Origin of the sequence: Microcoleus sp. bin48.metabat.b7b8b9.023 (assembly GCF_013299185.1) — a bacterium.
Lineage (GTDB): Bacteria > Cyanobacteriota > Cyanobacteriia > Cyanobacteriales > Microcoleaceae > Microcoleus.
The window spans coordinates 106,284-130,777 of record NZ_JAAFKG010000002.1 but is presented as its reverse complement, the minus strand read 5'-3'; the positions used below and the strand labels follow the sequence as shown (position 1 = coordinate 130,777).

The window sequence follows — 24,494 nt, the reverse complement described above, 5'->3', positions numbered from 1 at the left end:
CATTTACCTGAAATTGCTTACAGGTTCGGATATCCCGCAAGCTGAGTTAAACAGTTGACAGTTGACAGTTGACAGTTGACAGCGAAGTGATGAGAATGGAGATTTAAACTTCGTTCTTATCACAATCTGCCTTCATGCTGGGGCTTCAAACCCCTGCTATTCCGTGAGATTTTTACTCCACGAGATTCAAAATTTAAAACTCAAAACTCTCCAAGTAGGTGTCGATCGAGCTTCCCGATCGAATCGTGCAACCTAAATGATACTGGGCATATTGCCGCAAAATATTTTCTACTGATATCCAAGTCGCGCGATCGGCAATCCCCTCTCCTAGTTCTGCACTACCCAACTGTTGCAGTGCAGCTAATTCTTTAGCATTAATATGGAAATTTATCAAGTGTTTGCTGTCGCTCGTTTGCCGGGAACGGGAGCTGGATCTGTACAGGCTGCCGGTTTGTGAGGAAAGTTCTGCCTCTAGGTTAGCTAGCTCCAGCAAGCTGAAGGTTCCCCCAGAGGGTATACTAAACCCGGTTTCCCAGTTCGGATCTGTGAAATTTGGGATGAGTGGCTCTCTGGTAGCACAGCAGACTTGGACTTGGGGCGCGAGGCCTGCTAGGGCTAGCAAGTGAAAAATACCCTGGGCTAGATGGGCGACTAGCAGGGCGGCGGATTCAATTTCTGTGCGATCGGACAAACGCTCCAAACGGCTCAAGTGTTCCCCCAGCAAAAAGAACAGTGATTCTTGCGGCTCGTCGGATAGGGCGCTGGCGATCGCCAATTCGGCCAGATATTGTGCGGCTGATAGTTTTCCGAGGTTGCGGCTCAAACCCGGATAGGATTCGACGGTGGAGGCTTGGGTAATCTTGTCGAGCGATCGGCCTTTGGCGATCAGCAATTCGTTGACAACAAATAACTCGCTTCTCCCGCCAATGCTCGATCGCTGTTTGCGAACACCGGGCGCTACAGCTTTAATTAAGCCGAATTCCCGTGTCAAAACTGTCAGCAGGCGATCGGATTCGCCGATCGGCGCACTCTTAAGATTGATTCCAATTGCTTTGTAAGTTCGAGTCACTAGATTTTAGATTTTAGATTTACAACGGCATTCTTATAGGAATTAATTTTGAGGTACGTAGTTGCGCTTGAGCGCTCTTTCATAGATTAAAGAGCGCCCAAGCGCAACAACGTACCTTCCAATGACTAATGAGTCTGATTTAAATTATCTCGCTGGCGGATTAATTCCGGGCCGCGAGAAGTCCCCAAACGAGTCGCACCAGCCACGATCAAATCGATAGCTTGTTCGTGAGTGCGAATTCCTCCGGCCGCTTTAATACCAACCCTTCCCTTAGTAAATTCCTTCAACAACCGTACATCTTCAACTGTCGCCCCACCAAAAAAGCCCGTGTTAGTTTTGATATAAACGGCGCCCGCCTCCATGCAAAGCTCAGCCGCTAATTGTTTTTCCTCATCAGAAAGCATCGAGCATTCGATAATTGCCTTGATAGTTAGTCCGGTTTCTTCGCAAATTTCGGCCAATTCCCGGTGAAATTCGTCGCTTTTTCCGGCTTTCAACAATCCTAAATTGACCGAGACATCTAACTCAACGGCTCCGCTGTCTGCCGCTTCTAGAGCTTCGTAGAGTTTGACTGCTGATGTGGTTGCTCCCGTGGGAAAACCTATGACTGTCGAAACTTTTGGCTTTGTGCCGTGCAGAAGACTTACCGCTTGTCGCACGTAGGCGGGATACACGCAAACTGTGGCAAACCCAAATCTTTCTGCTTGTTGGCAGCAGTGTTCTACTTGCTCGGGAGTGGCGCCCGGATCGATGAGGGCGTGGTCGATATAGGGGGCAATATCGATATCTGGCCCTTGTGCAGCCATTGCTGTTTTTTCTCCGAAGCAACTACATCTTTATTATGTATCGAATTTACCAATTCTTAACTTGCCTCAGGCTCTGAGTTGCTGCTCAGACCAACTATTGTGGGAATTGGTTCATCCATTTATGACAAAAAAAATAAATTTTAGTATCTGCCTTTAGATACATTTTTAATCTTTCTTTAGGTATACTTTGTTAAAAGGAGTTGTGGTAGAGCCTGCGTCAGCTAGTCTAGAGCAGAGCCTGGTAGCAGTCACTGTTTTTACTCCGATTAGTGCTTTAAAAACATAACAGCCCGTGCCAAGCATGAATCATTTAGAACTCGAACAAGAAATTGGAAAGATGGCTAGAGCGATGATGACTCGCAATAGCTTAATTGGTAAAGATTTGATTGCAGATCTCAGAGGGCGGCTGTCAACAGACAGCGTAGCTGCTTTGATGATTGTCAGTATTGAGCGCTTGATTTGGTCTGACTGTGAGTCGGTGATCTGGAGTTTGAGTTATTTGATTCCTGCTGACGTGATGGAAGAAATTCGTCGCATTACGGCGCTGGTTGTTTGCAAGCGCTTGATGGGCAAGGGTTTTGTGCTGGGGAAGGATTTTAGTATTGATGCTTCAGGCAGGTTGTTGCTGAGCGAGACTGCTCAAACAGTGGTTGTGGTTGCTTGAATTTGCTAAGCAGAAGTTGGAGCTATTGGAACTACGAGATTTGCACTCTTAGTGTAATTGCAAACCTAATTTTGGATGCGTTTAACAGTTGACAGTTGACAGTTGACAGTTGACAGTTTGATAGCGACCTCTACTTAGAAGTGCGAGGATTGGGGTAATAAATAGTCCGATCGTAATTTCTCCCTCAAAGGGTTACGACTTTCAACCAATTCTTTCTGGTAATAGTTGCGTGACTCGCGCCAGCCTGAGATTTGCAGCACCTCCAACCAGCGATGAGTGTGGTTAGCTGAAAAAGCATTTAATCGGAGGAAATTACTCTGTTTCAGCCGCCAATTGTTGAGGTTGTCGCTAGCAGTTTGTACGGGCGATCGCCCTGTATCAAAATTTTCTAATTTTTAGTGAAATTACAGATGAAGCTCGGGCATTTTTTGTGTAGAATCATCCCTAAGATAGATGCAAAAATATTATGAACTTAATTCAAAACTTGGAAGCAGCTTGGTATTATCATCTGGGTTCGCGCCACCTCGAAGCTAACGATCATGATAGTGCTCTGGCGAATTTTGACAGAGCTGTGAACTTGCAATCGGATCATTATAAGGCTTGGTTCGGGCGAGGTATGGCTTTGGGCAACTTAGAACGACATTTAGAGGCGCTTTCGAGTTTTGATGAAGCCTTGGCGGTGCAGCCGGATGCGAGCTTTGGCTGGCACAACCGGGCTATTGCTTTAGGAAAGTTGGGCCGCCCTTTGGAGGCTCTTAACAGTTTTGACAGGGCTCTGGAGTTCAACCCATATGCGGCGAGTATTTGGCACAACCGGGGACTGACGCTGATCGATATGCGGCTTTACCATAAGGCGGTTCTGAGTTTCGATCGCTCTTTGAGTTTGCACCCAGAGGCGCCTTGGGCGTGGTACAACCGAGGAAATGCTCTGTTGGAACTAAAGCTTTACTATCAGGCGCTCAACAGTTTCGATCGCGCGATCGAGTTTAACCCAGATGATGCGAAGGCTTGGTACAATCGCGGTCTAGCTGCCAACTCCATGGGACTTTACAAGCAAGCAGTGGCTAGTTTTAGTCGATCGATCGCTCTGAAACCGGGCAGAGCCGAAGCTGTAGGCGAGCGACGAATTGCTTTGCAAAAATTAGTCGGTTTAAATCAAAAAAATGCCAAGTTCACTCCCACATCAGAATGTATCTTTGAAGATTATTTGATTTGGTACAATCGAGGTGTGGAATTGGCGCAGCAAGGTAGCTATTCGGAGGCGATCGCTTGCTATGAAACTACCTTAGAAATCAATCCTGATTTTGCTAACGCTTTTTACAATCAAGCTTGCTGTTATGCACTGCTGGGCTTTGCTGATTTGGCCCTTGACAATTTGCAGCGGGCTGTGGAGTTTATGCCTAATTTATACCGAGAATTAGCTGTAGCTGACTCCGATTTAAGCTGCATTTGGAAACAAGAACGTTTTGCAGCGCTGATTCAAGGTTGAGAATTCAGTTGACAGTTGTCATAGGTACGTTGTTGCGCTTAAGCGCTCTTTATAATATTAGGAAAGAGTGCAAAGATCGCAACTACGTACATAGGTCAAACTGCCAGCCCACCTTTGAGCGATACTTTTGGTAGTTTGATATTTCCTATAGTGACAATAAAACCGCCCTAGGTTGCCCCGATAGATAGGCAGGGTGGTGTTATAGTCATCAGACAAATTAGGTACGTAGTTGCGCTTAAGCGCTCTTTATAATATTAGGAAAGAGCGCTTAAGCGCAACAACGTACCTTGGCCCAACTGCCAGGGTAAGCGCATCTAATTTGGTAGTTTAATATTTCCTATCCTGACAATAAAACCACCATAGGTTGCCTCGATAGATAGGGGGGTAGGCACGCACCATCCACTACCCGTACAAATCTTGATGAATCATATGATGTCCGGTTGATTACCATCACAAAAACTGTTTGTAGTGCGTCGGGAGTGTCCGCAGCATAAAGCGGACTGAAGTCCGCACTACAAACGGACATGATATCATTCTTTAGCGGTTGATTTTAGGCAAAAAAAAGATCGCGTTTCGGGCGAGCTTTTGTGGTTGGGCGAGGGAAATTTCGATCGCCCTCAAGAATGTTTTTTCTATCTATCTCGATCTATCGCACCGCAACTCTGATCGAGGATTTAACTGGCCTGTTGGCAACTATCAGCACCTTGTAGGTGCCAGACTCGGGGAGTTGAGCAAAAGTTTGACCTTCGCCTTGATCTAGGAGTTGTCCCGATGGAGATTCGATCGCCACATCGAGATTTTTGTTGCTAGCATTCACCGTGATTGTCTGTCCCTGTTTTCCGGGAACTGTCAGGGGCTGGATTTGGTAGCCGGACATTTTGAGCCTAACTGTGGCTTCTGTTTCCCCGTATGCTATGGGAAGTGCGCGATCGGGCCTATAAGTCCACTTGGCGTTAAAGTCGCGTTCGAGTACGAAGGCGCTAGTCTCACCTTTGGGAGTAACTCGCACGCGGTAAATGCCGGACTCTGGCAACTGACCTATCCACTGATTGTCACTTTTGTCAACAACTCCCAGATTTTGACCGTTGGGGCTGTACAGTTGGGCTGTCAGTTTTCCCGCCCACAGCGAGAGTGTGAGTTCTCGCCCTTTGACGCCTTCAAAAATATAGGTGGTTGGTTGGCTGATGGTGGCTCGAATTTCCGAGGTTGACATTCGCTCGATCGGCTCTAGCTTAGCAACCGGGGCTGGGGTAACTGACGTTGGCTCGATCGGTTCTTGCTTAGCAACTAGGGTCGAAGTAACGGGTGTATTAACAGTTTGTGTAATTTCCGCAGCGGCCATCCGCTCGCTCGGTTCAAATTTGGGGGCTACAGGGCTGGCAAATACGGATTTTGCCGTCATCATGAGTAGCATTCCAGTCAGTAAAATTAGTTTTTTCATGTCGCACTTGGCAGGGGTAAGGAGTTGTATATGGTTACTTGTGTTTGCCTGTTTGCACCGGATTAAGTAAGCGCGATCGCACACTTGGCTACAGCAGCATCTAGGATACAGGTAAATATCCCGTACTTGCACAAAACTGTTGGTAGCAGATTGGTAGTGCGGGAGCTAAGTAGTAGCCTCAATTTGTCGGGACATTTCTCGGGACATTTTAATGATACTGCCTACGCATAGTATCGTTGAGAATTTCAGCAATTGGGTTAAGGAAAATTAAAGTTTTTTCCAAGGATATGGGTAAAAAAATGCCTGCACCCAAAAAACTCGGTGTCTGGGCTTCCGGATTGGTATTGCTACCACCAAAATGCCCTTGACACCCCTGACTGCGGTCTCTACTGTTACCTTGTGCGAGGGCGATCGGCTTTTAGGGTGCAGGGCGATCGCACATTCCCGCTATTAATTTGCCCAGAATCGCGCAGTCCACAACGACAAGCTCGTATGCTTTGTACATACCAGGGGCAGGTTTAGTCATGATTTTTGTGCAAAACTAGCCCTGCCACGCCAGGTTTATTTGTACTACGAACCTGAGAGAATTTTTAGGTAAGCTTTTACCGTATTGGACAAGCCCATTTCTAGCGCTTCCGCAATTAAAGCGTGACCGATCGAGACTTCTAGTATATTAGGAATAGAGCAAAACTTAGCTAAATTTTCCAAATTTAGATCGTGTCCGGCATTCACTCCCAAACCTACAGATTGAGCCGCTTTAGCTGCTAAAACATACTCTTGAAAAACAGATTCTACATTCCCTTCACGAAAAGCAGTTGCATAGGGTTCCGTGTACAGCTCTACTCGGTCTGCTCCAACTTCTTTGGCTAGGGGCATGAGAGCAGCATCTGCGTCCATAAACAAGCTGACTCTGATGCCGTTGTCTTTTAATTTTTCAATAATTGGTAACAGGCGATCGCGATTTTCCGGAATATTCCAACCGCTATCCGAGGTGAGCACATCGGGAGCATCCGGCACTAAGGTACACTGAGCAGGTTTGACATCGCAAACTATATCCATAAAAGGAGGTTGAAACGGATTTCCTTCGATGTTGAACTCGACGGTTAGCATTTTAGCTAAGTCGTAAACATCGGCAGCTTTGATGTGTCTTTCGTCGGGGCGGGGATGGACTGTGACGCCGTGAGCTCCGGCGGCGATTACTGTTTTTGCAGCTTCGGTAACGCTGGGAATGCCGATATTTCTAGAGTTTCTGAGCAGGGCGATTCTGTTGATGTTGACGCTGAGTTTTGTCATGGGATGTTAATATTTAAGGTTGCTACTGCTATATTAATCGCTTTAGGGACGAAATCTTTAGCACTTTAGGTTATAGCGGTTCTCAAAAAGATGAGGTACGTTGTTGGGCTTCAGCCCTCTAGGTTTAATAGGATATTCTTGCACAAGATTGACAGTATATTGCTACAATCCTAAATTTGATGCCAATTGTTAAAACTTCCATATTACCTAGATAAACTGGTCTTGCCCTGTTCGCGATCTGCGTGGCAAATTGCAGAGCTTTATTGGCTATCACTGGGCAGGACACGGTAGTGCTGTTTACCTACTTTTTAGAATTGGCATTAGAATATAATAAACTTATTATTGCAAAAATCGGAAAACACCCTAAAATTATCTGCGTTTATCTGTGTTTATCTGTCTGACATCTGCGGTTGAAGGATCGAAGATATTGTAGGGTGCGTCAGCGATTAGCCTAATTTTCAGATGGGAGCCAGAAGTGGCTGACGCACCCTACTACTAATTTTGAGAATTGGTATTAGAGTATAATTTAGCTTCTACCTGCGGTAATGTATCTGCAAATAAAGCCTCGGCTGTTTGCTGTTTTGCTCTCAAATCTTCCAGATTGGCAATGCAGAAAAGCGGTGCAACGCGATCGACTATGGCGGGGGGAAAATCTCGGGTGAAATATTTGAGTTTAAAGTCGTATCTGTGGGGACGGTAGATCGTGCCCAAGAGTTCGACCAAGGGTAAAAGCGTCTAGTTGTGATAATTGCCGATCGCATCTACTAAATGACCGCGATATATCTCTTTTTTGACCAGAGGTTGCAGCAAATCAAAAAGAATTGTGATTTCGTTGAATCTGGCTTGCATTTGGGCAAGATGCTTGTTTGTATCCAAATGAGGCGGTACAATTAGATTGGCTTTGTCAAAGGCGATGGGGACTTGTCCGTGTCTCTCGATTTCTAGAAAATCGTTGCGGCTGCTGCGCCGGAAAACGGCAAAATCAATTAGCAAGAACGGCGGAGTTTCTTTGAGCCGCCAAAAGCACTGGGATTGACCGTGCCAAGCAGGTTCTTGAACTCGATATTTGAGTTCGATTTCACCAATTTCGGCGATAGTTTTTTCCACAATCTCAAACGTTTGTTCGACGCAGTTATCTGCAACCAGCACTGCAATATCGAGGTATGATCATTCGTCTGTGTAGCCGTGGGCTGCTGAACCTCCTTGCCACAAAGCGAGAACAAAATCTAAAGGTTGTAGGGTAGAAACAATCTTTTCGAGAATGATTTGTCTCATCGCATCAAGCTATAGTTTGAGTTTTCCTTGGCTTAGACAAGTTTAACAAACATCGCGGGTTGAGATTGCTGGGGAACTGTTATGCTCAGAATTGCTAATGTGTCCGGTTGGGTGCTGCTGCGGAAATTTGGATGGGAAGCGGCGAGGGATAGCGGTATTTTTGGGGAAAGTGCGATCGCCCGCCAAGTAGGCAGAGGCATAATTTAGTTAGGTAAGCGCGATCGCCCGCAATTGAAAATCAGTCTTAAATTCTTACTCATCAGAAACTTGCCCGATGTCAGGTAACATGAGAAAGGATTAATTTTTAACAGCGCGGCATGGCTACTATTTGGGAACTCGACTTTTACAGCCGTCCAATCCTAGACGAGCGAGACAAAAAAAAATGGGAAGTGTTGATTTGCGAAAGCCCGCTGAATGTAGGCGACAAGGCAGAATCTCTGTTTCGCTATTCGCAATTCTGCCCCAGTACAACCGTGAATTCCCTGTGGCTGGCTGGTGCAATTAAAGATGCGATCGCCTCTGCACCGAAACCACCCGAAAAAATCCGCTTTTTTCGCCGCCAAATGGCGAACATGATTACCAAAGCCTGCGAGGAATTGGATATTCCCTCAGCCTCCAGCCGCCGCACCCTCGCCCTCAGCCTGTGGCTGGAAGAACGGATGCAAGACGTTTATCCCGCCGAACCGGGTTATCAGCCGGTTGTGAACCCCACCGTTCAATTTGTACCCGAAACGCCCATAGCGCTGCCGGATGCCTTAATCGGCGAAAAATGGACGTTTGTGAGTTTGCCGATCGCAGCTTTTGACGAGATGTCCGAGTGGGATATTGGATTTGGCGAAGCTTTCGGACTCCCGATGACACGCCTCGCCCCGGAAACACAAATTCCAGGATTAATTATCTACTCATCGAGAGCAACGGCTTTAGCAGGTTGGATGTCGGGTTTGGAATTAGCTTTTCTCAGATATGATAGCGCCCCTATCCCTAGGCTGGTATTAGATACGGGAGCTAACGATCGCTGGATTATAGCTAATCTCAGAGACTCAGCAACTGAGAAAGAAGCGGCATCATTTGAAGCGGCGAAAAAGCAAGCAAAACAAGTACATTTTTTAGCAATTCAGTCGAATTCACAATCGGAATCTTTTGCAGGATTTTGGCTGCTGCACGAACTAACTAACTAACTAACTAACTAACTAACTAACTAACTAACTAATTAGTCGATTGCTTGGCAATAACCGATCTGGCATCGGTGGCAAAAATTTGGTAATCGCTAATTGGTAATTGGTAATTGGTAATCGGTAATCGCTAATTGGTAATTGGTAATTGGCAATCGGTAATTGCTTCCAATGACAAATGACAACAGTCAACTGCCAACTGCCAACTGCCAACTGTCAACTGTCAACTGTCAACTGTCAACTGTCAACTACAACAATGACCAATCACCAATCAGCAGAACAACTGCTAGAATTAGCCACCAAAGCAGGTGCCGAAGCTGCTGAGGTATTGGAATCGCAATCGCTCTCGCGGCCGGTATTTTTTGAAGCAAACCGCCTCAAACAGCTAGAAACTGCCCAAGCAGAAGGCATTGCGCTGCGGCTGTGGCGGGACGGGCGGCCGGGTTTGGCGGTAGCCTACGGGCCCGTGGAAGCCCAGATTTTGGTCGATCGCGCGATCGCACTTTCGCAACTCAACGAACCGGAAACCATCGAACTCGGCACCGGTGACAAAGTTGTGTATCCCGATCGCGGAGTGTCAGTCCCAGCCGAACAGTTGGTAAACTGGGGAAAAGAGGCGATCGCGATCGTCCGCGAAGCCTATCCAGAAAGCCTCTGCACCGCCGAGCTCGACTGCGAAATTGAAAGTACCCGCTTGCTGAACACCAGAGGCTTGGATTCTAGCCACACCGACACCACCCTCAGCGGTTATTTGTCAGCAGAATTAGTCCGCGGCGAAGATTTCCTCAACATTTGGGATGGCGAAACCGAACGCGGCAAGCTCGACTTAACCACCAGCGCCAAGCGGGTTTTGCAGCGTTTGGAATGGGCGAAAGAAAATGTAGCCCCCGCCACGGGCCGCGTGCCGGTACTGTTTACAGCCAAAGCTGCCGATTTGCTGTGGGGGACTGTCTGTGCGGCGTTGAATGGCAAACAGGTACTCGAAGGCGCTTCTCCTTGGAACGATCGATTGGGCCAACAAGTAACATCGCCCCTTGTCACTCTCTCGCAGCAGCCGGATATCGGGCCCTATAGCTGTCCTTTTGATGACGAAGGTACTCCCACTCGGGCGATCGTCTTTATCAACAGCGGAGTATTGCAGCTATTTTATACCGATCGCACCACCGGTCGAGCCTTGGGAAGCGGCACCACCGGCAACGGATTTCGCCCGGGTTTGGGCAGCTATCCAACGCCGAGTTTGTTTAATGTTTTAATTAAGCCAGGAGAGCGATCGTTAATTGACTTAATCGCTCAATTAGACGACGGCATTGTCATCGATCAAATGCTTGGCGGCAGTGCCGGAATTTCCGGCGATTTTTCAATAAACGTCGATCTCGGCTACAGAGTCAAAAAAGGTCAAATAATCGGCAGAATCAAAGACACCATGGTAGCCGGCAACGTCTACAGTGTCCTCAAACAATTGGTAGAATTAGGAGGAGACTCCGAGTGGAACGGTTCTTGCCACACACCATCTGTAATTGTAGAGGGATTGTCCGTTACGGGCAAAAACTAAATTCATGGGGATTGGGCATAGGGCATAGGGCATAGGGCATAGGGCATAGGGGATTGGGCATAGGGCATAGGGCATAGGGCATTGGTAATCGATAATTGGTAATCGGTCATAGTTAATAGTTAGTGGTTAGTGGTTAAGCTGAAGTGCATTTAAATTGTGCAGTCAAGTTTGATAAAATGCTTGTGGGGTGGCTCCCAGAGCCAGCCCCAAAAATACAATTAAGATGCCCAACAGCTTAGTAGTTAGTGGTTAGTGGTTAGTGATTAGTCGTTAGTTGTGAGGAGTTTTTCTAATAAAAAATAAAAAATAACTAATTCCCAATTCCCAATTCCCAATTCCCAATTCCCAATTCCCAATTCCCAATTCCCAATTCCCAATTCCCATTCCCCATTCCCCATTCCCCATTCCCCATTCCCGGACATAATATGCGTATTTGTTTTATCGGCGACTCTTTTGTCAATGGTACGGGCGACCCCAAATATCTTGGTTGGACAGGACGTGTTTGCGCGGCAGCCAGCGGGCAAAGACAGGATATTACCTACTACAATTTAGGAGTGCGGGGAGAAACCAGTACGGATATAGAAACTCGGTGGTTCAGCGAAGTTTCTTGTCGCTTGCCTCACTACTGCGACGGCAGAATAGTATTTTCCTTTGGCGTCAACGACACTTATTTTGAAAACGGAAAAACTCGCGTCGAACTTGAAAAGTCAATTGAAAATCTCCGCTATATTCTCAACTCTGCGAAAGAAAGAGTGCCAGTCTTAATGATAGGGCCGCCGCCAGTTATTGATGTCGAGCGCACAATCAGAATAGCCAGTTTATCCGAGCAGTTTTCCCAAGTTTGTAGCGAGTTAAATGTGCCTTATTTAGATATTTGTACCCCGCTGGAAAAATCAGAGATTTGGATCGAAGAACTTACCAACAATGACGGTTCCCATCCTAGGGCTGCTGGTTACAAGGAAGTGGCTAAAATAATTCACAATTGGGAGGCTTGGAAAGATTGGTTTAAAAATATAAACATATCAGATAAAGAGACGGTAACTCTGTTTAGAGCAGTCGGAAAAAAAGAAATGGAATTAATTAAAGAAAGCGATTTTCTGGAATTTCCGCCGCGACTGTCTTTCCAGCCTATTTTTTATCCCGTACTTCACAAAGCATATGCCATACAAATTGCACGAGATTGGAATACCAAAGATGCAGCATCGGGATATTTTGGTTATGCAACCAGGTTTCGAGTTGTGGCTGAATTCTTGAAAAAGTATCCCGTCCAAACTGTCGGGAGTTCGATTCATCAAGAGTATTGGATTCCAGCGGAAGAGTTGGCAGACTTTAATCGCAATATTGTCGGCAAAATTGAAATTTTTGCTGAATACCAACCGTAAAATAGAATCAACAGGACTTACGGATTGCTGCTCAGAAACCGGGTTTTTTCCTAAAAAACTGGTCGATCGCCTTTAATCCTTGTAATAAATCGGTTTCTATAGGTTGGACTGGCTCAGTCTCGATAAAATAGGAGGAATGACAGATGTTAGATTTTAATCAATTTGAAGTTGTGAGTTTTGACTGCTACGGCACTCTCATAGATTGGGAAAGTGGGATATTACCAGTCTTGAAACAGTTGCTGTCCAACCGCGAAATCGATTTTAGCGATGACGGAACTTTAGAAATGTTTGCTGAGTTTGAATCGGAACTGGAAAAAGACAGGGGTGAGTATATCAAATATCGGGAAATTCTGCAAGAAATAGTCAGAAAGATTGGTAAAAGATTTAGTTTTGAACCGACAGAAACAGAGTCGGCAACAGAAATTAATTGTTTGGTTGAATCGATCAAAAATTGGCAGCCCTTCCCGGATACAGTTGCAGCTTTGAGAGCGCTCAAGCAAAAATATAAATTGGCGGTAATTTCCAACATTGATGACGATTTGTTTGCTGGTACTGCCAAACATTTAAAAGTTGAATTCGATTGGGTGATTACTGCCGAACAAGTACGATCGTACAAACCGTCAACTCGCAACTTTGAAATGGCGATCGAGAAAATGGGCATACCAACGTCAAAACTCCTGCACGTCGCTCAAAGCCTGTATCACGACATTGTACCAGCCTCATATATGGGAATATCGACAGTTTGGGTAAATAGGAGATACGATCGAACAGGATTTGGGGCGACACTGCCTGCCAGCGCCCAGCCGGATTTAGAAGTGCCGGATTTGAAAACGCTGGTGGAGGCGATCGCCTAAATAACCGCAGATGTCAAAATAGTTGCTTGAAATTACCAAAAGGTGGAGATTAGGATGAATTTTAAAATCTTGACTGGAGTGTTGACAGGATTAGTTGTTTCAACAACCACAGGTTTAGTAAATTGTCAACCGAGTTATGCCGAAAATAAAAGCTTTTCATTGAGAATTCCGATCGACCAAAGTTTCAGATTGTTGGCTTCAACGAAGGTGGATGTGGGCGCACAGGTAGCCAGTGAGGCTTTGACACAAAACCAAACAGCGGAAGAATTTTACAATCAGGCTGTAGAAAAGTACAAAGCAGGAGATTATCCGGGTGCTATAGAGTCTTACACTCAAGCGATTAAACTCAACCCCAATTATGCCGAGGCCTATAACGATCGCGGTGTAGTCCGATCGAACTTAGGAGACAAGAAGGGTGCGATCGCAGATTTTGACCAAGCCATAAAAATTAAGCCCAATGATGCTAATGCCTACATCAATCGAGGCAATCTCCGCGATGAGTCAGGAGACAGACAGGGTGCGATCGCAGATTATGACCAAGCCATCAAAAATAACCCCAACAATGCCACCGCCTATGTCAATCGGGGCAATGTCCGGGATGACTCAGGAGACAGTCAAGGTGCGATCGCCGATTACGAACAAGCCCTGAAACTCAACCCCAACTATGCTTTAGCCTACTACAATCGGGGGATTACTCGATCGAGGTTAAAAGACAAGCAGGGTGCGATCGCAGATCTTCAGAAATCCACAGAATTATTTCAGAAACAAGGCAATAAAGTTCTTTACGAAAAGGCAATAAATATAATTAATAGACTTCAAGAATCACCATAAACCAATACGGTGGACTTAACGCTTTTTGACGAATGTCATCTCAAGATTTTCTAGGCAATACAGGCATCTCTTGAAAGTCAGATTGTTCTTAAGTCAACCGTATTGTACTATAACCGAGGTGTCACCCGATCGAGCTTAGCAGACAACCAGGGTGCGATCGCCGATTTCGACCAGGATATAAAAATCAACCCAGACTATGCTGAAGCCTACGCCAATCTTGGTATTGCGCGATCGATATTAGGAGATAAGCAGGGTGCGATACAAGATTTACAAAAAGCCGCCGACTTATTTCAGAAACAAGCAAGAAAAGATGATTATGAAAAGGCACTAAACCTAATTAAAAGAATTCAAGAAAAATCATAAATTTTTCAACACCTTGTAATCTCAATTAATGTTGCAGCTAATTCATCTTCTTTAATGTGTTGCCACTCTAATTAAATTGGGTTCATTTTGGAACAATATAAAGATATATAAACCCTGCTCTTCCCACTTTGACCATAACTGTTTAACCTCCTGACATCGGTGTATTAGACCGTTGTCTTGTACAATGATTATTTACCAGAACTGCTATAGTATAGGAATCAAAATTATGGCATCGAAAAAATAGTAAATTAGCAATTAAAATTCGCTGTATTTTCCCAGATATAACGCAATACGGTTGACTTAAGACAGATCCCCCCTAACCCCCCGAACCAAGGGGGGGACAAGAAGCTCTTAAAGTCCCCGCAACGATGCGGGGGATGCGAGGGGGATCTCCGGGCATAAATAGTGTTAAGTAAACCGTATTGAGATATAACGAATATTTGCTAAAGTCTAATCGAGCATACAATTCGCAGGTTATCTACCTATTTATGCCGTACATTCATATCCCTAAGCAACTTAGGGAACCTTCCAGGGTGATCGAATCTCAGCTTTTTTTACGCCCCAAACGCCTCGCTATTTTTGAAGCTTGCCTGATCGGTTTAATTTCAGGATTGGCTGGCGTCTTGCTCAAATTAGGAGTCGGATGGCTCGGCAGTTGGCGAGTTGCTACCTCAACGCTAATTCCAGCTTTAATTTTGCTTCCGGCTGTCGGTTTATTAGGCGGGTTTCTAACAGGTTTTTTAGTTGAACGTTTCGCTCCAGAAACTGCTGGTAGTGGCATTCCTCACGTCAAAGCTGCCCTCGCTGGTGTCAATCTTTCTTTGAATTTACGAGTAGCTGTCGTTAAACTTCTGACCACTATTTTAGCAGTTGGTTCCGGTTTAACCCTGGGAAGACAAGGCCCAACCGTCCAAATTGGAGCGTCTTTGGCAGGCTGGATAGGTAACTTGATGCCGACTTCCCCAGACTACCGCCGCCAATTGATTGCTTGCGGTGCAGCGGCGGGACTGGCTGCTGGTTTTAATGCTCCGATTGCAGGGGTTTTGTTTGTAGTTGAAGAACTGCTGCACGATGTTTCTGGCTTGACTTTAGGTACGGCAATTATTGCTTCTTTCATCGGTGCGGTTGTTTCGCAGCTTTTGGGCGGAGATAGTTTAAATCTCAATTTGCGAGAGTATAAAATTAGTTTTTTTCCTCAGGAAATTCCGTTCTATATACTGTTAGGAGTTTTAGCGGGATTGCTGGGAGCTTTGTTCAGCAAAGGGATTATTGCTGGTTTGCACTTCAATCGAAAAACGCTGAAATTAGCCTTGCCTTGGCGAATTGCTTGTGCGGGGTTTATCTGTGGTATAGTCATCGCTGCTTTGCCAGAAAATTTTCGCAATAATACTGGTTTGCGCGAGTTTTTGCTAACCGGAGAAGCTAGCGGAACCACCAGTTTAATTGCTTTTATCGCTCACTTTTGTTTGACAATTCTTTCCGCAGCTTCGGGAGCTCCGGGAGGATTGTTTGCACCTTCTTTAGTTCTCGGTTCGGCACTCGGCCATATTGTCGGTATTGTACAGGCACATTGGCTGGGTGTTGGTTTGCCGGTAACTTACGCTTTGGCGGGAATGGGAGCGTTTTTTTGTGCGGTTTCTAGGGCGCCGATTACGGCGGTAGTTATTGTGTTTGAAATTACGGCAGATTTCAAATTAGTGCTACCTTTGATGATCTGTTCTGTAGTTGCTTATTTAGTCGCCGAAAAGGTGGACAGCGGCTCTTTGTACGATCGCCTTTTGGAGTTTAGCGGCATTCATCTCACCAAAGATAAACCTGCGGTTGATGGTTTGAGCGACTTGTACGCAGCCAACGTGATGCAGCGCCGAGTTGAAACTCTTTCGAGTCAACTGACTTTCGATGAAGTGATGCAGGCTTTTTCGCGATCGCACCACCGCGGCTTTCCGGTAGTTGAAAATGGTAAACTGGTCGGCATTATCAGTCAAACCGACTTAGCAAAAGCCAGCGAGCAGAATTTGTCCGGCAAGACACTGCTCAAAGAATTTATGACTGCACAGCCGATCGCAGTCAAAGCCAAGGATACCCTAAGCGAGGTACTGTACCGACTCAATCACTACAATATCAGCCGCTTGCCCGTCATAGAAGGACGGCATCTAGTTGGAATTATTACCCGCAGCGACATAATCCGAGTAGAATCCGATCGCCTCAGCGGAGAAACAACCCAAGGCCCGCATCCAGAACCATCCTATGTAGTGTATCAAACCAGAGCGCCACAAGTCGGAAACGGCCGCTTATTAGTGCCGCTGTCCAACCCACAAACAGCACCCGCCTTGCTGCGACTGGCGGCCGCCATTGCGCGCGATCGCAATTACGAATTAGAATGCCTGCAAATCATCACAGTACCGCGCAACAGTTCCCCCTCAGAAAGCGCAGTGCGAACCACAAAAAGCCGCCGCCTGCTGCAACAAGCCGAGCGCATTATCCGCAATTGGAACTTGCCAGTACACACTCAAATCCGGGTAGCTCACGACGTGCCTCACGCGATTTTAGAGACAATTAGGGAGCGTCACATTGACTTAATTTTGATGGGATGGCAAGGCGAATTATCCACAACAGGACGCATTTTTGGCGATGTCGTCGATACCGTAATTCGGCAAGCAGGCTGCGAAGTAGTTTTAGTTAAATGGAGCGAAAAACTATTAGCAACACGCCAGAAAAATGAGTTTTTAACAGCTAGTAGCGCGCGGGAATATGCGTCTACAGAATGGCAGTTAAATGCCGCAGGAATTGATGACGCAGAAAATTCTCAATTTGTGACATCAAGTTCATCAGCGACACCAGAGACTGAATTTTCCTCGCCCAATTCCGACATTCGGGCGCCAGAATTGGGATTGCACACACTGATGGGTTTGCACCGCTGGTTAGTACCAATTCGCGGCAGTTACAAGCAAGCTGCGGCATTGCGGCTGCTACCTGCTTTCGTGGCTGCGAGTGCCTTATCGGAGATTAAATTGTGTCAGGTGCACCAGCCTTCTGTTGCGGAGCCCTCGCGCGCCGAATTAAAGCAAGCTGCGAAGTTTATTCAGGGGCGGGTTAGTTGTGAAGTAATAGTGACTGCGGTTTGCGCTAAGTCGGTGTCGGATGCTTTAATTGATTTGGCTCAAAACGATCAATGTGATGCGATCGTCCTGGGAGCGAGTCGCGAAGGGCTGCTGAAACAGGTAATTCAGGGGAACATCCCGGAAGCTGTGGCGCGCGGATGCGACTGTACAGTCATATTAGTGCGATCGGCATCCTAGCAAAATCATACCATGGGCGATTTGAGATTTGAGTCGTAGGGTGCGGATCCATCAACAATCCCTAAATCATAACGGTGTTCAAAAAGATGAGGTACGTTGTTGGGCTTCAGCCCCTCTTAGTGTTTATTATATAAGCCGTCAGCCATACCTCATCTTTTTGAGAAAGGCTATATATGCAAAATCATCAAGCGACGCACCTTACACTTTAGCAAAATCCTAAGCTGTACCGCATTTAAATCGTATATTTTGAGATGTGAGTCGTAGGGTGCGTCGCACTCGAACATCCCTAAATTATATCAACAATCTCATGAATCCGCATCTTTCACGTGGAGGCTTGTACAAATGTTTTTATGAATAATTTATACCAATTTTCAACGAAATAACAGTATTCTTGTTCCCCCCCTTAGCAAGGGGGGGCTAGGGGGGGTCGAAGAGTGTTGCACAATTTTAGAGAAATGGTATTAATTAATCAACCCTCAATAAACCCCAAGGTGCGCCAGGGCAAAAATCCTGAATTTGTATTGAAAACCTTCTCACCTCAATAAACCCAAGGTGCGTCAGGGCAAAAATCCTGAGTTTGTATTGAAAACCTACTCGCCTGACGCACCCTACAATCAATAACAAATAACCAATAACCAATAACCAATAACTAATTATGGTTCACTTTAACGTCGGCTTTCAAAATTTTAATTCCTTCGCCGACATTACCCTATCGCTGGCGAAAACCTTAGACAAAATGGGGATTCCTATTTCAGTCGAACCCTCAGAAATCGCATCTCACCTCACACGCTATTCCACAGCCGAAGAAAACCACCTCCTAGCCAAGTGGATGAACACCGCACCATCAGATTTATTTCAGCTAAAATGGTCTCATTACTGGAAACCTTTCTTTTTAAAAGAACTCAGCGGACACCTCAAATTAGAATTTTTTGCCATCAATTACGAATTCGCCAGAAATGATGATGAATATGATTACTGGATTTACGATGCTGTCAACAATTCATCCCACATCATAGCCGTCAGCGAATATTCTAAAAACGTTTTAATCCAAGCTGGATGTCCGGCAAAAAAAGTCTCCGTCATACCTCTAGGTTTCAATCCTTTAATTTCGCAACTCTATTCTGACAGACCTAAAAAAAACCAGAAAGATGTAAAATCTATTCTGCACATGACCAATTCTTTTGACTTGTATAGATTTGGCACGGATCTCGCCATCCAAGCATTTTATCAAGAGTTTCAAGATGATGCCAACGTAGAGTTGATCGTCAAAGATGGTGGCAAAAATCCTGATGCCATAACCGAACATATCATAAATATGGAAAGACAATTCGGCAAATTAAAGCCGAAAATAGAGATAAAGCCTAAATTTTTTACTAAAACAGAACTAGCGGATTTATACTTATCAGCAGATGCTTTTTTGGCTCCGTTTCGTGGCGAGGGTTTTGCGATTAAAATTTTGGATGCCTTTGCTGCGGGTTTACCAGTCGCTATGACTGTGTACGGTGGCCCGACAGAGTACGCAAATAGTGCTAACTGTTATCCCATTGCTCACGATCTAATTCCCGTCGGAGAATGTTACGATACTCAGTATCTTAAAATTAGAAATTCTCCTCATTGGGCCGAACCAAATGTTCAGTCTGTTCGCGAACAGTTGCGAAAAATTGTGGAGGATCCCATGCGTTTTCAGGTAGCCCAAAAAGCTCGGGAGACGGCGGATTTATTTAATTGGGAAGCGACAGGCAAAAAATTGTTAAGATTAATGCGAGAGTTGTTTTAGGAGCAGAAATTATGGGACTCGAACGCAAAATGTTTAGGGGAATGTTTTCGCCTAGCGAAGTGGTAAGATTGAAGCAGCCTTGTTTTACTCCTGGGCGATTGTTTGAAGCAGGAAATTATAACGCTGCCGATTTGCCGGATGTGGCTTTTGATATGGGTTTAGTAGATTATTTGCCGCCAGTCAAAGGCAAGAGTGCAGAAAATTTCAACGCCCCGAACCCCCAACCTCAAAACCTTGAGGACTAAACTCCCGCTAGCAGCAAGGACTTGAGTCCTAAACATTCCCTTTTGTAGTAAGGACTTCAGTCCTGAAAATTTAAATCATCAAAGACTCAAGTCCTGACTGCAAAAAATATCAAGTTAATTTAATTCAACCCTTTTGCTCAATCTGGGCAATTAACTCTTTCAAAACTTTACTAGCTTTATCATTTTCAATCTGACAAGTTCCCGCATTCCGGTGGCCGCCCCCACCATATTTTAACATTAACTCCCCAATATTAGTTTGAGAAGTTTTGTTGAAGATTGATTTGCCAACGGCGAAAACAGTGTTTTGTTGCTTCAGTCCCCACAGTGCGTGAATCGAAATATTGCACTCGGGGTACAAAGCGTAAATTGCAAAACGATTTCCGGCATAAATCACATCTTCGTTACGCAAATCCAAAACGACTAAATGATCGTAAACTTTGGCGCAACGCTGTATTTGGTCTTCAAATTTTTCAGATTGATCGAAGTAAAGGTCTACTCTTTCTTTCACATCAGGAAGCTGCAAGATTTCATCGATGGTATGATTTTTGCAGTAATCGATTAACTCCATCATTAACTGATAATTGGAAACCGTAAATTCTTTAAACCTGCCCAAGCCGGTGCGGGCGTCCATCAAGAAGTTTAACAGCACCCATTCTTCCGGTTGCAAAACCTCTTCTTTGGCAAATTGAGCGGAGTCTGCTTTGTCAACTGCTAGCATCATCGCTTCGGAAATATCAGGAAACTTTGCTTTGCCTCCATAATATTTGTACAGCACTCTGGCTGCGGAAGCTGCATAGGGGTCAATGATGTGGTTGATTTTGATTTTTTCATGTCTGAGAGTTTCGCTAAAATGGTGGTCGAAAGCTAGATGAACTCCCTCAACATATGGTAAATTGGTGGTAATATCGTTATTTGTTATTTCGATTTTTCCATCCTGCATATCTTTAGGATGCACGAATTTAATCTCGTCTATCATATCGAGTTCTTTGAGTAAAACGGCACAGACAAGACCGTCAAAATCACTGCGGGTGACTAATCTGTATTTTTTAGTGAGTGGCATATGCTTCTCTGATAGGCAGGGACTGATTATAAGACAATATAACTTATTACTCGATCGCTGGACAATATGAATGCAGACCCTTATGCTTGGCTAGAGAAGTCCCTGGACACTGTTCGCCGGGCCGATTGGTATCGATCGCCACAATTGATCGAAAGCTGTCCGGGGCCTGTGGTAAAATTAGCAAGCCGTTGGCTGATTAACTTTGCCAGCAACGATTATCTGGGACTTGCCGGCGATGACAGGTTGATTCAAGCGGCGATGGCTGCAACTAAGGAATTTGGTACGGGTGCAACGGGTTCGAGGTTAGTGGGCGGACACCGCGATTTGCACCGACAGCTAGAACTGGCTATTGCTAATTTAAAACAAACTGAAGACGCTTTAGTATTCAGTTCTGGGTATTTAGCGAATTTAGGGGCGATCGCATCAGTTGTCGGCCAGCGCGATTTGATATTATCTGACAAGTACAATCATTCGAGTCTCAAAAATGGAGCCATACTCAGCCGTGCAACAGCGCTAGAGTACAATCACTGCAATCTTGAAGATTTAAAAGCCAAGCTAGAGGAAAATCGCGTTAAATTCCGCAAGTGTTTAATTATTACCGATAGCGTCTTTAGCATGGATGGGGACTTGTGTCCGCTGCCGGAGTTGTTAGCTTTGGGCGAGCAATTTAACTGTATGGTATTAGTAGATGAAGCTCACGCTACAGGAGTTTTCGGTGCTAGCGGTGCCGGTTGTGCAGAACATTTCGGCTGTAAGGGATTGCCACTAATTCAAGTTGGCACGCTTAGCAAAGCTTTGGGAAGTTTGGGCGGCTACGTTGCGGGCTCTGCTGCTTTAATTGATTTTCTCCGCAATCGAGCCGCGAGTTGGATTTATACTACAGCATTGACGCCGGCTGACACGGCGGCTGCTTTGGAAGCTGTGAGAATTGTACAGCAAGAACCAGAGCGCCGAGTTCGGTTGCAACAAAATATTGAAACTTTCAAATATGGGGCGATTACCAATCGCCAATTACCAATTAGCAATTCCCTCTCCCCAATTTTCAGTCTGCTGTTAAAAGATGCAGCCACAGCTTTAGCAGTTAGCAGCCAACTCAAGGAAATGGGTATTTTGGCTGTGGCGATTCGCCCTCCGACTGTCAGTGTCAGCCGCATTCGGATTTCGCTGATGGCAACTCACGAGCTCGCACACCTTCACCATTTGCTAGAGGCGCTGGGGCAAGTTTTCAGTTTTGACTGAGGTATGTTGTTGCGCTTAAGCGCTTTTATCTATGTCAAAGAGCGCTTTCATCGCGGCTGCGTACCTAAGAGCAAAGAGCGCTTTCATCGCGGCTGCGTACCTAAGAGCAAAGAGCGCTTTCATCGCGGCTGCGTACCTCGGAGCGCTGAAGCGCAACAACGTACCTAAGAGCGCTGAAGCGCAACTACGTACCTAAGAGCGCTGAAGCGCAACTACGTACCTAAGAGCGCTGAAGCGCAACTACGTACCTAAGAGCGCTGAAGCGCAACTACGTACCTCGGAGCGCTGAAGCGCAACTACGTACCTAAGAGCGCTGAAGCGCAACTACGTACCTAAGAGCGCTGAAGCGCAACTACGTACCTAAGAGCGCTGAAGCGCGGCTGCGTACCCTGGATTTGGAAAGCGAGAAGCTTACCTAACTCTACTATTTAAATTATCGGAAATGTCAAGATATCGCTATTGACTTATGCCAAGGAGTATACACTATTGTGGTCGATCGGTCAATAACTGTAAACTTTTTGTAAATTTAGATACTTTTTGAAATTTTGCGCTATATTAAAGAAGTAGGAGTTACACCAAATTTAATATAAGGAACGTTCACCATGAACACAAATCGCCAAAACGTAAAAAAAATTGCTGAAACCCACCGCGCTAACATTCAAAAGCAACTGATGCACCGCATTGAAGTCGCTAGAGCCAGTGGCAATCAAGATTTGGTTCGGGTGCTGGAAGATGAGATGAGACAGCTTTAAGTCGCTGCGACTAAAATTAGCCCGTAGTTTGGTTGAGAGGGTTGCGTGAGAAATGCAGAATTCCCGCAACCTCTACCCGATAATTTTTCACTCCTCTCTTAGTTGGTAGAAAAAAACCCGGTTTCTTCAAGAAACCGGGTTTTTTATTGAACTGTTGGGTGCGCCGACGGGGATAAAAACTGTTGAGTAAAAAACTCAAAATTCAAAACTCAACAGTTTTTATATAGCGGTTCTAAAAAAAGTGAGGTATGCCCTATGCCCTATGCCCTATGCCCAATGCCCTATGCCCTATGCCCTATGCCCTATCCCCATGAGTACCTCATATCAAAGCTCGAAAAGCTATATTATCTGCCTCCGACTACAACATTTTTGATCCGTAAATGGGGGCCGCCGACGCTGACAGCTAAACCGCTTTGGCCACCTTTTCCACAGCCGCCGTAGGCATAAACTGAGTCGTTGCCGATCGACTCAATATCCTTTAATGTCTGAAATACGTTGCCGCTTAACGTGACATCACTCACCGGTTCGGCCAATTTGCCGTTGCGAATCATGAAGCCTTCGGCTGCTGCAAAGGTAAACATTTCGCCGTTGGTTTGTCCTCCCAACATCCGTACTGCATAGACTCCTTCTTCAATGTCGCCCACCATTTCGTCAAAAGAATGTTCGCCAGATTCGATCGCAGTATTAGTCATCCGCACCAATGGCATAAAAGTAGCGCTCAAGGCCCGGGCATTTCCCGTCGGAGCTTCGCCCATTTTGCCCGCAGTCTCGCGATTGTGCATCCGAGCTGCTAAAACTCCATTTTTAATTAAATGCTTGCACTGAGCAGGCACTCCTTCGTCGTCGTATTTGAGAGTTCCCGGCAATCCCGGCAATGTTGCATCGTCAATTACGTTCAATTGTTCGATCGCCACAGGCTTGCCCAAAGTCAACAATTCCTGCATTTTCGGGTTTTCGTAAATGCCGTCAGCTTCCGACAAATGGCCGAAAGCTTCGTGAATAAATACCCCCGACAAATAAGGGTCTAAAATCACTGGATACTGGCCGCCTTTTACCGGTTTTGCTTCTAATTGGCTCACCGCTCGAACGGCCGCACTCTTAACACGATCTTCAATATTTGTCAAGACATCGTAATCCGATCGCGAATGAATCGATTCAAACCCTTGGCGAACGACACCACCTTCTCCACGGGCGATCGCCCCAAACCGCCCCGTCACGTCCAAACGCTCTTGAGCGATGCAAGTTCCTTGAGAATTTACAAAATAAGTAATCCCGAATCGATCGCTGTAACCGGCCATTGTGGTTTGAATTCGCGGGTCGATATCTAACAGCAATTGGTTGTAAGATTCGAGCAACTTGCGCTTTTCGGCTAAAGTAATCGATCGCGGATCGCGACCAAATTCCACCGCGACATAATCTTGAATCGGAGTTACATCTGCTAGTACAGTTTTTTCGCTACCTACCAAACGAGACTGCACGACAGCTTCTTCAATCCGGGCTTTTAATTCAGCTAAACCGTTAAATGTTACAAAACTCCAGCCGCCTTTGTGGCAGGCGCGGATGCCGCCGGCTAGACTGAAACTGCGGTTGACTGCATCTAACTGAGGGCCGCGAAAACTAATGGCTGTTGACTCGCTTTGTTCGAGGCGAACTTCTAGATAATCTACTCGATCGCGGTAAGGTGCGATCGCTTCCATCAACTGTTCCTGCATCAAATTGCCCCTATGTAATGATTAGCGCCCAGCACTGACAAAAATTATTGCTAACCTTATTTTAGCCAACAAATCCCGTGTTTCGGGTGCGCGAGTCTGGAGTTGGGGAGATGGGGAGAGTGGGAGAGTGGGAGAGTGGGAGAGGGGGAGAAGGAATTGGTGTCAACAAACACGTCAAACGTAATTCCAGTCTTCTGTCTGGTGATTAATGCCAGATCC

At 45.7% G+C, this 24,494-nt stretch carries 23 protein-coding genes and 1 pseudogene; 14 read left to right on the top strand and 10 right to left on the bottom strand.

The features are described 5' to 3' along the window. Positions 1-193: 193 nt before the first annotated feature. Both recO and deoC read right to left on the bottom strand, forming a co-directional pair. Positions 194-1,069, bottom strand: a complete 876-nt coding sequence (recO, locus tag QZW82_RS01840) for a DNA repair protein RecO (RefSeq protein WP_293143639.1) — start codon at positions 1,067-1,069, stop codon at positions 194-196. A 125-nt stretch (positions 1,070-1,194) separates the two neighbouring features. After that, positions 1,195-1,875 carry a deoxyribose-phosphate aldolase gene (gene deoC, locus QZW82_RS01835; protein WP_293143636.1) on the bottom strand — a complete coding sequence of 227 codons (681 nt, stop codon included), beginning with the start codon at positions 1,873-1,875 and terminating at the stop codon, positions 1,195-1,197. 301 nt (positions 1,876-2,176) lie between these two features. Between deoC and QZW82_RS01830 the strand changes: the two genes are divergently transcribed. Further along, a complete protein-coding gene (locus tag QZW82_RS01830; protein ID WP_293143633.1) occupies positions 2,177-2,539 on the top strand; it encodes a hypothetical protein in 363 nt (120 codons plus the stop codon). A gap of 466 nt (positions 2,540-3,005) precedes the next feature. Beyond that, positions 3,006-4,028: a tetratricopeptide repeat protein gene (locus QZW82_RS01825; protein ID WP_293143630.1), complete on the top strand. Its 1,023-nt coding sequence runs from the start codon at positions 3,006-3,008 to the stop codon at positions 4,026-4,028. Between the two features lie 646 nt (positions 4,029-4,674). On the opposite strand, the gene QZW82_RS01820 is transcribed toward QZW82_RS01825, so the two are convergent. The 4 genes from QZW82_RS01820 to QZW82_RS01805 form a co-directional block, all read right to left on the bottom strand. Beyond that, positions 4,675-5,469, bottom strand: a complete 795-nt coding sequence (locus QZW82_RS01820) for a hypothetical protein (protein ID WP_293143627.1) — start codon at positions 5,467-5,469, stop codon at positions 4,675-4,677. A 570-nt stretch (positions 5,470-6,039) separates the two neighbouring features. After that, a complete protein-coding gene (locus QZW82_RS01815; protein WP_293143624.1) occupies positions 6,040-6,762 on the bottom strand; it encodes a pyridoxine 5'-phosphate synthase in 723 nt (240 codons plus the stop codon). 495 nt (positions 6,763-7,257) lie between these two features. Next, entirely contained in the window at positions 7,258-7,485 is a 228-nt protein-coding gene (locus QZW82_RS01810; protein ID WP_293143621.1) for a hypothetical protein, read from the bottom strand. A 12-nt stretch (positions 7,486-7,497) separates the two neighbouring features. Continuing rightward, positions 7,498-7,911: a hypothetical protein gene (locus tag QZW82_RS01805; RefSeq protein ID WP_293143618.1), complete on the bottom strand. Its 414-nt coding sequence runs from the start codon at positions 7,909-7,911 to the stop codon at positions 7,498-7,500. 207 nt (positions 7,912-8,118) lie between these two features. Between QZW82_RS01805 and QZW82_RS01800 the strand changes: the two genes are divergently transcribed. The 3 genes from QZW82_RS01800 to QZW82_RS01790 all read left to right on the top strand — a co-directional run bounded on the left by QZW82_RS01800 (position 8,119) and on the right by QZW82_RS01790 (position 10,761). After that, positions 8,119-8,244, top strand: a complete 126-nt coding sequence (locus QZW82_RS01800; RefSeq protein ID WP_293143615.1) for a hypothetical protein — start codon at positions 8,119-8,121, stop codon at positions 8,242-8,244. A gap of 110 nt (positions 8,245-8,354) precedes the next feature. Further along, positions 8,355-9,215 carry a Tab2/Atab2 family RNA-binding protein gene (locus tag QZW82_RS01795; protein WP_293143612.1) on the top strand — a complete coding sequence of 287 codons (861 nt, stop codon included), beginning with the start codon at positions 8,355-8,357 and terminating at the stop codon, positions 9,213-9,215. A gap of 250 nt (positions 9,216-9,465) precedes the next feature. Next, positions 9,466-10,761: a TldD/PmbA family protein gene (locus QZW82_RS01790; RefSeq protein WP_293144013.1), complete on the top strand. Its 1,296-nt coding sequence runs from the start codon at positions 9,466-9,468 to the stop codon at positions 10,759-10,761. A gap of 263 nt (positions 10,762-11,024) precedes the next feature. On the opposite strand, the gene QZW82_RS01785 is transcribed toward QZW82_RS01790, so the two are convergent. Then, positions 11,025-11,159 carry a hypothetical protein gene (locus QZW82_RS01785; protein WP_293143609.1) on the bottom strand — a complete coding sequence of 45 codons (135 nt, stop codon included), beginning with the start codon at positions 11,157-11,159 and terminating at the stop codon, positions 11,025-11,027. Between the two features lie 27 nt (positions 11,160-11,186). Here QZW82_RS01785 and QZW82_RS01780 point away from each other — a divergent pair, with 27 nt between their 5' ends. The 4 genes from QZW82_RS01780 to QZW82_RS01765 all read left to right on the top strand — a co-directional run bounded on the left by QZW82_RS01780 (position 11,187) and on the right by QZW82_RS01765 (position 14,191). Continuing rightward, positions 11,187-12,143, top strand: a complete 957-nt coding sequence (locus QZW82_RS01780; protein ID WP_293143606.1) for a GDSL-type esterase/lipase family protein — start codon at positions 11,187-11,189, stop codon at positions 12,141-12,143. A 143-nt stretch (positions 12,144-12,286) separates the two neighbouring features. Further along, positions 12,287-12,997: a haloacid dehalogenase type II gene (locus QZW82_RS01775; RefSeq protein ID WP_293143603.1), complete on the top strand. Its 711-nt coding sequence runs from the start codon at positions 12,287-12,289 to the stop codon at positions 12,995-12,997. A gap of 54 nt (positions 12,998-13,051) precedes the next feature. Further along, the gene (locus tag QZW82_RS01770; protein ID WP_293143600.1) at positions 13,052-13,828 is read left to right on the top strand and encodes a tetratricopeptide repeat protein; all 777 of its coding nucleotides are present in this window, start codon (positions 13,052-13,054) and stop codon (positions 13,826-13,828) included. A 102-nt stretch (positions 13,829-13,930) separates the two neighbouring features. Continuing rightward, entirely contained in the window at positions 13,931-14,191 is a 261-nt protein-coding gene (locus QZW82_RS01765; protein ID WP_293143597.1) for a tetratricopeptide repeat protein, read from the top strand. A 71-nt stretch (positions 14,192-14,262) separates the two neighbouring features. On the opposite strand, the pseudogene QZW82_RS01760 reads toward QZW82_RS01765, so the two are convergent. Then, positions 14,263-14,383, bottom strand: a pseudogene (locus QZW82_RS01760) (IS630 family transposase); the annotation flags it as partial. A gap of 296 nt (positions 14,384-14,679) precedes the next feature. Here QZW82_RS01760 and QZW82_RS01755 point away from each other — a divergent pair. The 3 genes from QZW82_RS01755 (at position 14,680) to QZW82_RS01745 (ending at position 19,512) form a co-directional block, all read left to right on the top strand. After that, complete coding sequence (locus tag QZW82_RS01755) at positions 14,680-17,490, top strand: chloride channel protein (protein ID WP_293143594.1); 2,811 nt, start codon at positions 14,680-14,682, stop codon at positions 17,488-17,490. A 655-nt stretch (positions 17,491-18,145) separates the two neighbouring features. After that, positions 18,146-19,267: a glycosyltransferase family 4 protein gene (locus QZW82_RS01750; RefSeq protein ID WP_293143591.1), complete on the top strand. Its 1,122-nt coding sequence runs from the start codon at positions 18,146-18,148 to the stop codon at positions 19,265-19,267. Positions 19,268-19,278: 11 nt separating this feature from the next. Then, positions 19,279-19,512 carry a hypothetical protein gene (locus QZW82_RS01745; protein ID WP_293143588.1) on the top strand — a complete coding sequence of 78 codons (234 nt, stop codon included), beginning with the start codon at positions 19,279-19,281 and terminating at the stop codon, positions 19,510-19,512. A 124-nt stretch (positions 19,513-19,636) separates the two neighbouring features. Here QZW82_RS01745 and QZW82_RS01740 read toward each other — a convergent pair whose 3' ends face one another. Continuing rightward, the gene (locus QZW82_RS01740; protein WP_293143581.1) at positions 19,637-20,572 is read right to left on the bottom strand and encodes an exopolyphosphatase; all 936 of its coding nucleotides are present in this window, start codon (positions 20,570-20,572) and stop codon (positions 19,637-19,639) included. 66 nt (positions 20,573-20,638) lie between these two features. Here QZW82_RS01740 and bioF point away from each other — a divergent pair, with 66 nt between their 5' ends. Further along, positions 20,639-21,811 carry an 8-amino-7-oxononanoate synthase gene (gene bioF, locus QZW82_RS01735; RefSeq protein ID WP_293143578.1) on the top strand — a complete coding sequence of 391 codons (1,173 nt, stop codon included), beginning with the start codon at positions 20,639-20,641 and terminating at the stop codon, positions 21,809-21,811. A gap of 602 nt (positions 21,812-22,413) precedes the next feature. Further along, a complete protein-coding gene (locus QZW82_RS01730) occupies positions 22,414-22,563 on the top strand; it encodes a hypothetical protein (protein WP_293143575.1) in 150 nt (49 codons plus the stop codon). A gap of 344 nt (positions 22,564-22,907) precedes the next feature. Here the strand turns inward: QZW82_RS01730 and QZW82_RS01725 are convergent, their stop codons facing one another. Continuing rightward, positions 22,908-24,275 carry a TldD/PmbA family protein gene (locus QZW82_RS01725; protein WP_293143573.1) on the bottom strand — a complete coding sequence of 456 codons (1,368 nt, stop codon included), beginning with the start codon at positions 24,273-24,275 and terminating at the stop codon, positions 22,908-22,910. Positions 24,276-24,494: the final 219 nt, after the last annotated feature.

Excerpts from the sequence above, each read along its gene's own strand:
- QZW82_RS01740 (WP_293143581.1), bottom strand. The coding sequence starts at position 20,572 with ATGCCACTCACTAAAAAATACAGATTAGTCACCCGCAGTGATTTTGAC.
- QZW82_RS01750 (WP_293143591.1), top strand. The coding sequence starts at position 18,146 with ATGGTTCACTTTAACGTCGGCTTTCAAAATTTTAATTCCTTCGCCGAC.
- QZW82_RS01800 (WP_293143615.1), top strand. The coding sequence starts at position 8,119 with ATGCTCAGAATTGCTAATGTGTCCGGTTGGGTGCTGCTGCGGAAATTT.
- QZW82_RS01795 (WP_293143612.1), top strand. The coding sequence starts at position 8,355 with ATGGCTACTATTTGGGAACTCGACTTTTACAGCCGTCCAATCCTAGAC.
- QZW82_RS01825 (WP_293143630.1), top strand. The coding sequence starts at position 3,006 with ATGAACTTAATTCAAAACTTGGAAGCAGCTTGGTATTATCATCTGGGT.
- QZW82_RS01725 (WP_293143573.1), bottom strand. The coding sequence starts at position 24,275 with ATGCAGGAACAGTTGATGGAAGCGATCGCACCTTACCGCGATCGAGTA.
- QZW82_RS01830 (WP_293143633.1), top strand. The coding sequence starts at position 2,177 with ATGAATCATTTAGAACTCGAACAAGAAATTGGAAAGATGGCTAGAGCG.
- QZW82_RS01745 (WP_293143588.1), top strand. The coding sequence starts at position 19,279 with ATGGGACTCGAACGCAAAATGTTTAGGGGAATGTTTTCGCCTAGCGAA.
- QZW82_RS01815 (WP_293143624.1), bottom strand. The coding sequence starts at position 6,762 with ATGACAAAACTCAGCGTCAACATCAACAGAATCGCCCTGCTCAGAAAC.
- QZW82_RS01730 (WP_293143575.1), top strand. The coding sequence starts at position 22,414 with ATGAACACAAATCGCCAAAACGTAAAAAAAATTGCTGAAACCCACCGC.
- QZW82_RS01770 (WP_293143600.1), top strand. The coding sequence starts at position 13,052 with ATGAATTTTAAAATCTTGACTGGAGTGTTGACAGGATTAGTTGTTTCA.
- QZW82_RS01780 (WP_293143606.1), top strand. The coding sequence starts at position 11,187 with ATGCGTATTTGTTTTATCGGCGACTCTTTTGTCAATGGTACGGGCGAC.
- QZW82_RS01820 (WP_293143627.1), bottom strand. The coding sequence starts at position 5,469 with ATGAAAAAACTAATTTTACTGACTGGAATGCTACTCATGATGACGGCA.
- QZW82_RS01775 (WP_293143603.1), top strand. The coding sequence starts at position 12,287 with ATGTTAGATTTTAATCAATTTGAAGTTGTGAGTTTTGACTGCTACGGC.
- deoC (WP_293143636.1), bottom strand. The coding sequence starts at position 1,875 with ATGGCTGCACAAGGGCCAGATATCGATATTGCCCCCTATATCGACCAC.
- QZW82_RS01790 (WP_293144013.1), top strand. The coding sequence starts at position 9,466 with ATGACCAATCACCAATCAGCAGAACAACTGCTAGAATTAGCCACCAAA.
- QZW82_RS01755 (WP_293143594.1), top strand. The coding sequence starts at position 14,680 with ATGCCGTACATTCATATCCCTAAGCAACTTAGGGAACCTTCCAGGGTG.
- QZW82_RS01785 (WP_293143609.1), bottom strand. The coding sequence starts at position 11,159 with ATGGGGAATGGGGAATGGGAATTGGGAATTGGGAATTGGGAATTGGGA.
- bioF (WP_293143578.1), top strand. The coding sequence starts at position 20,639 with ATGAATGCAGACCCTTATGCTTGGCTAGAGAAGTCCCTGGACACTGTT.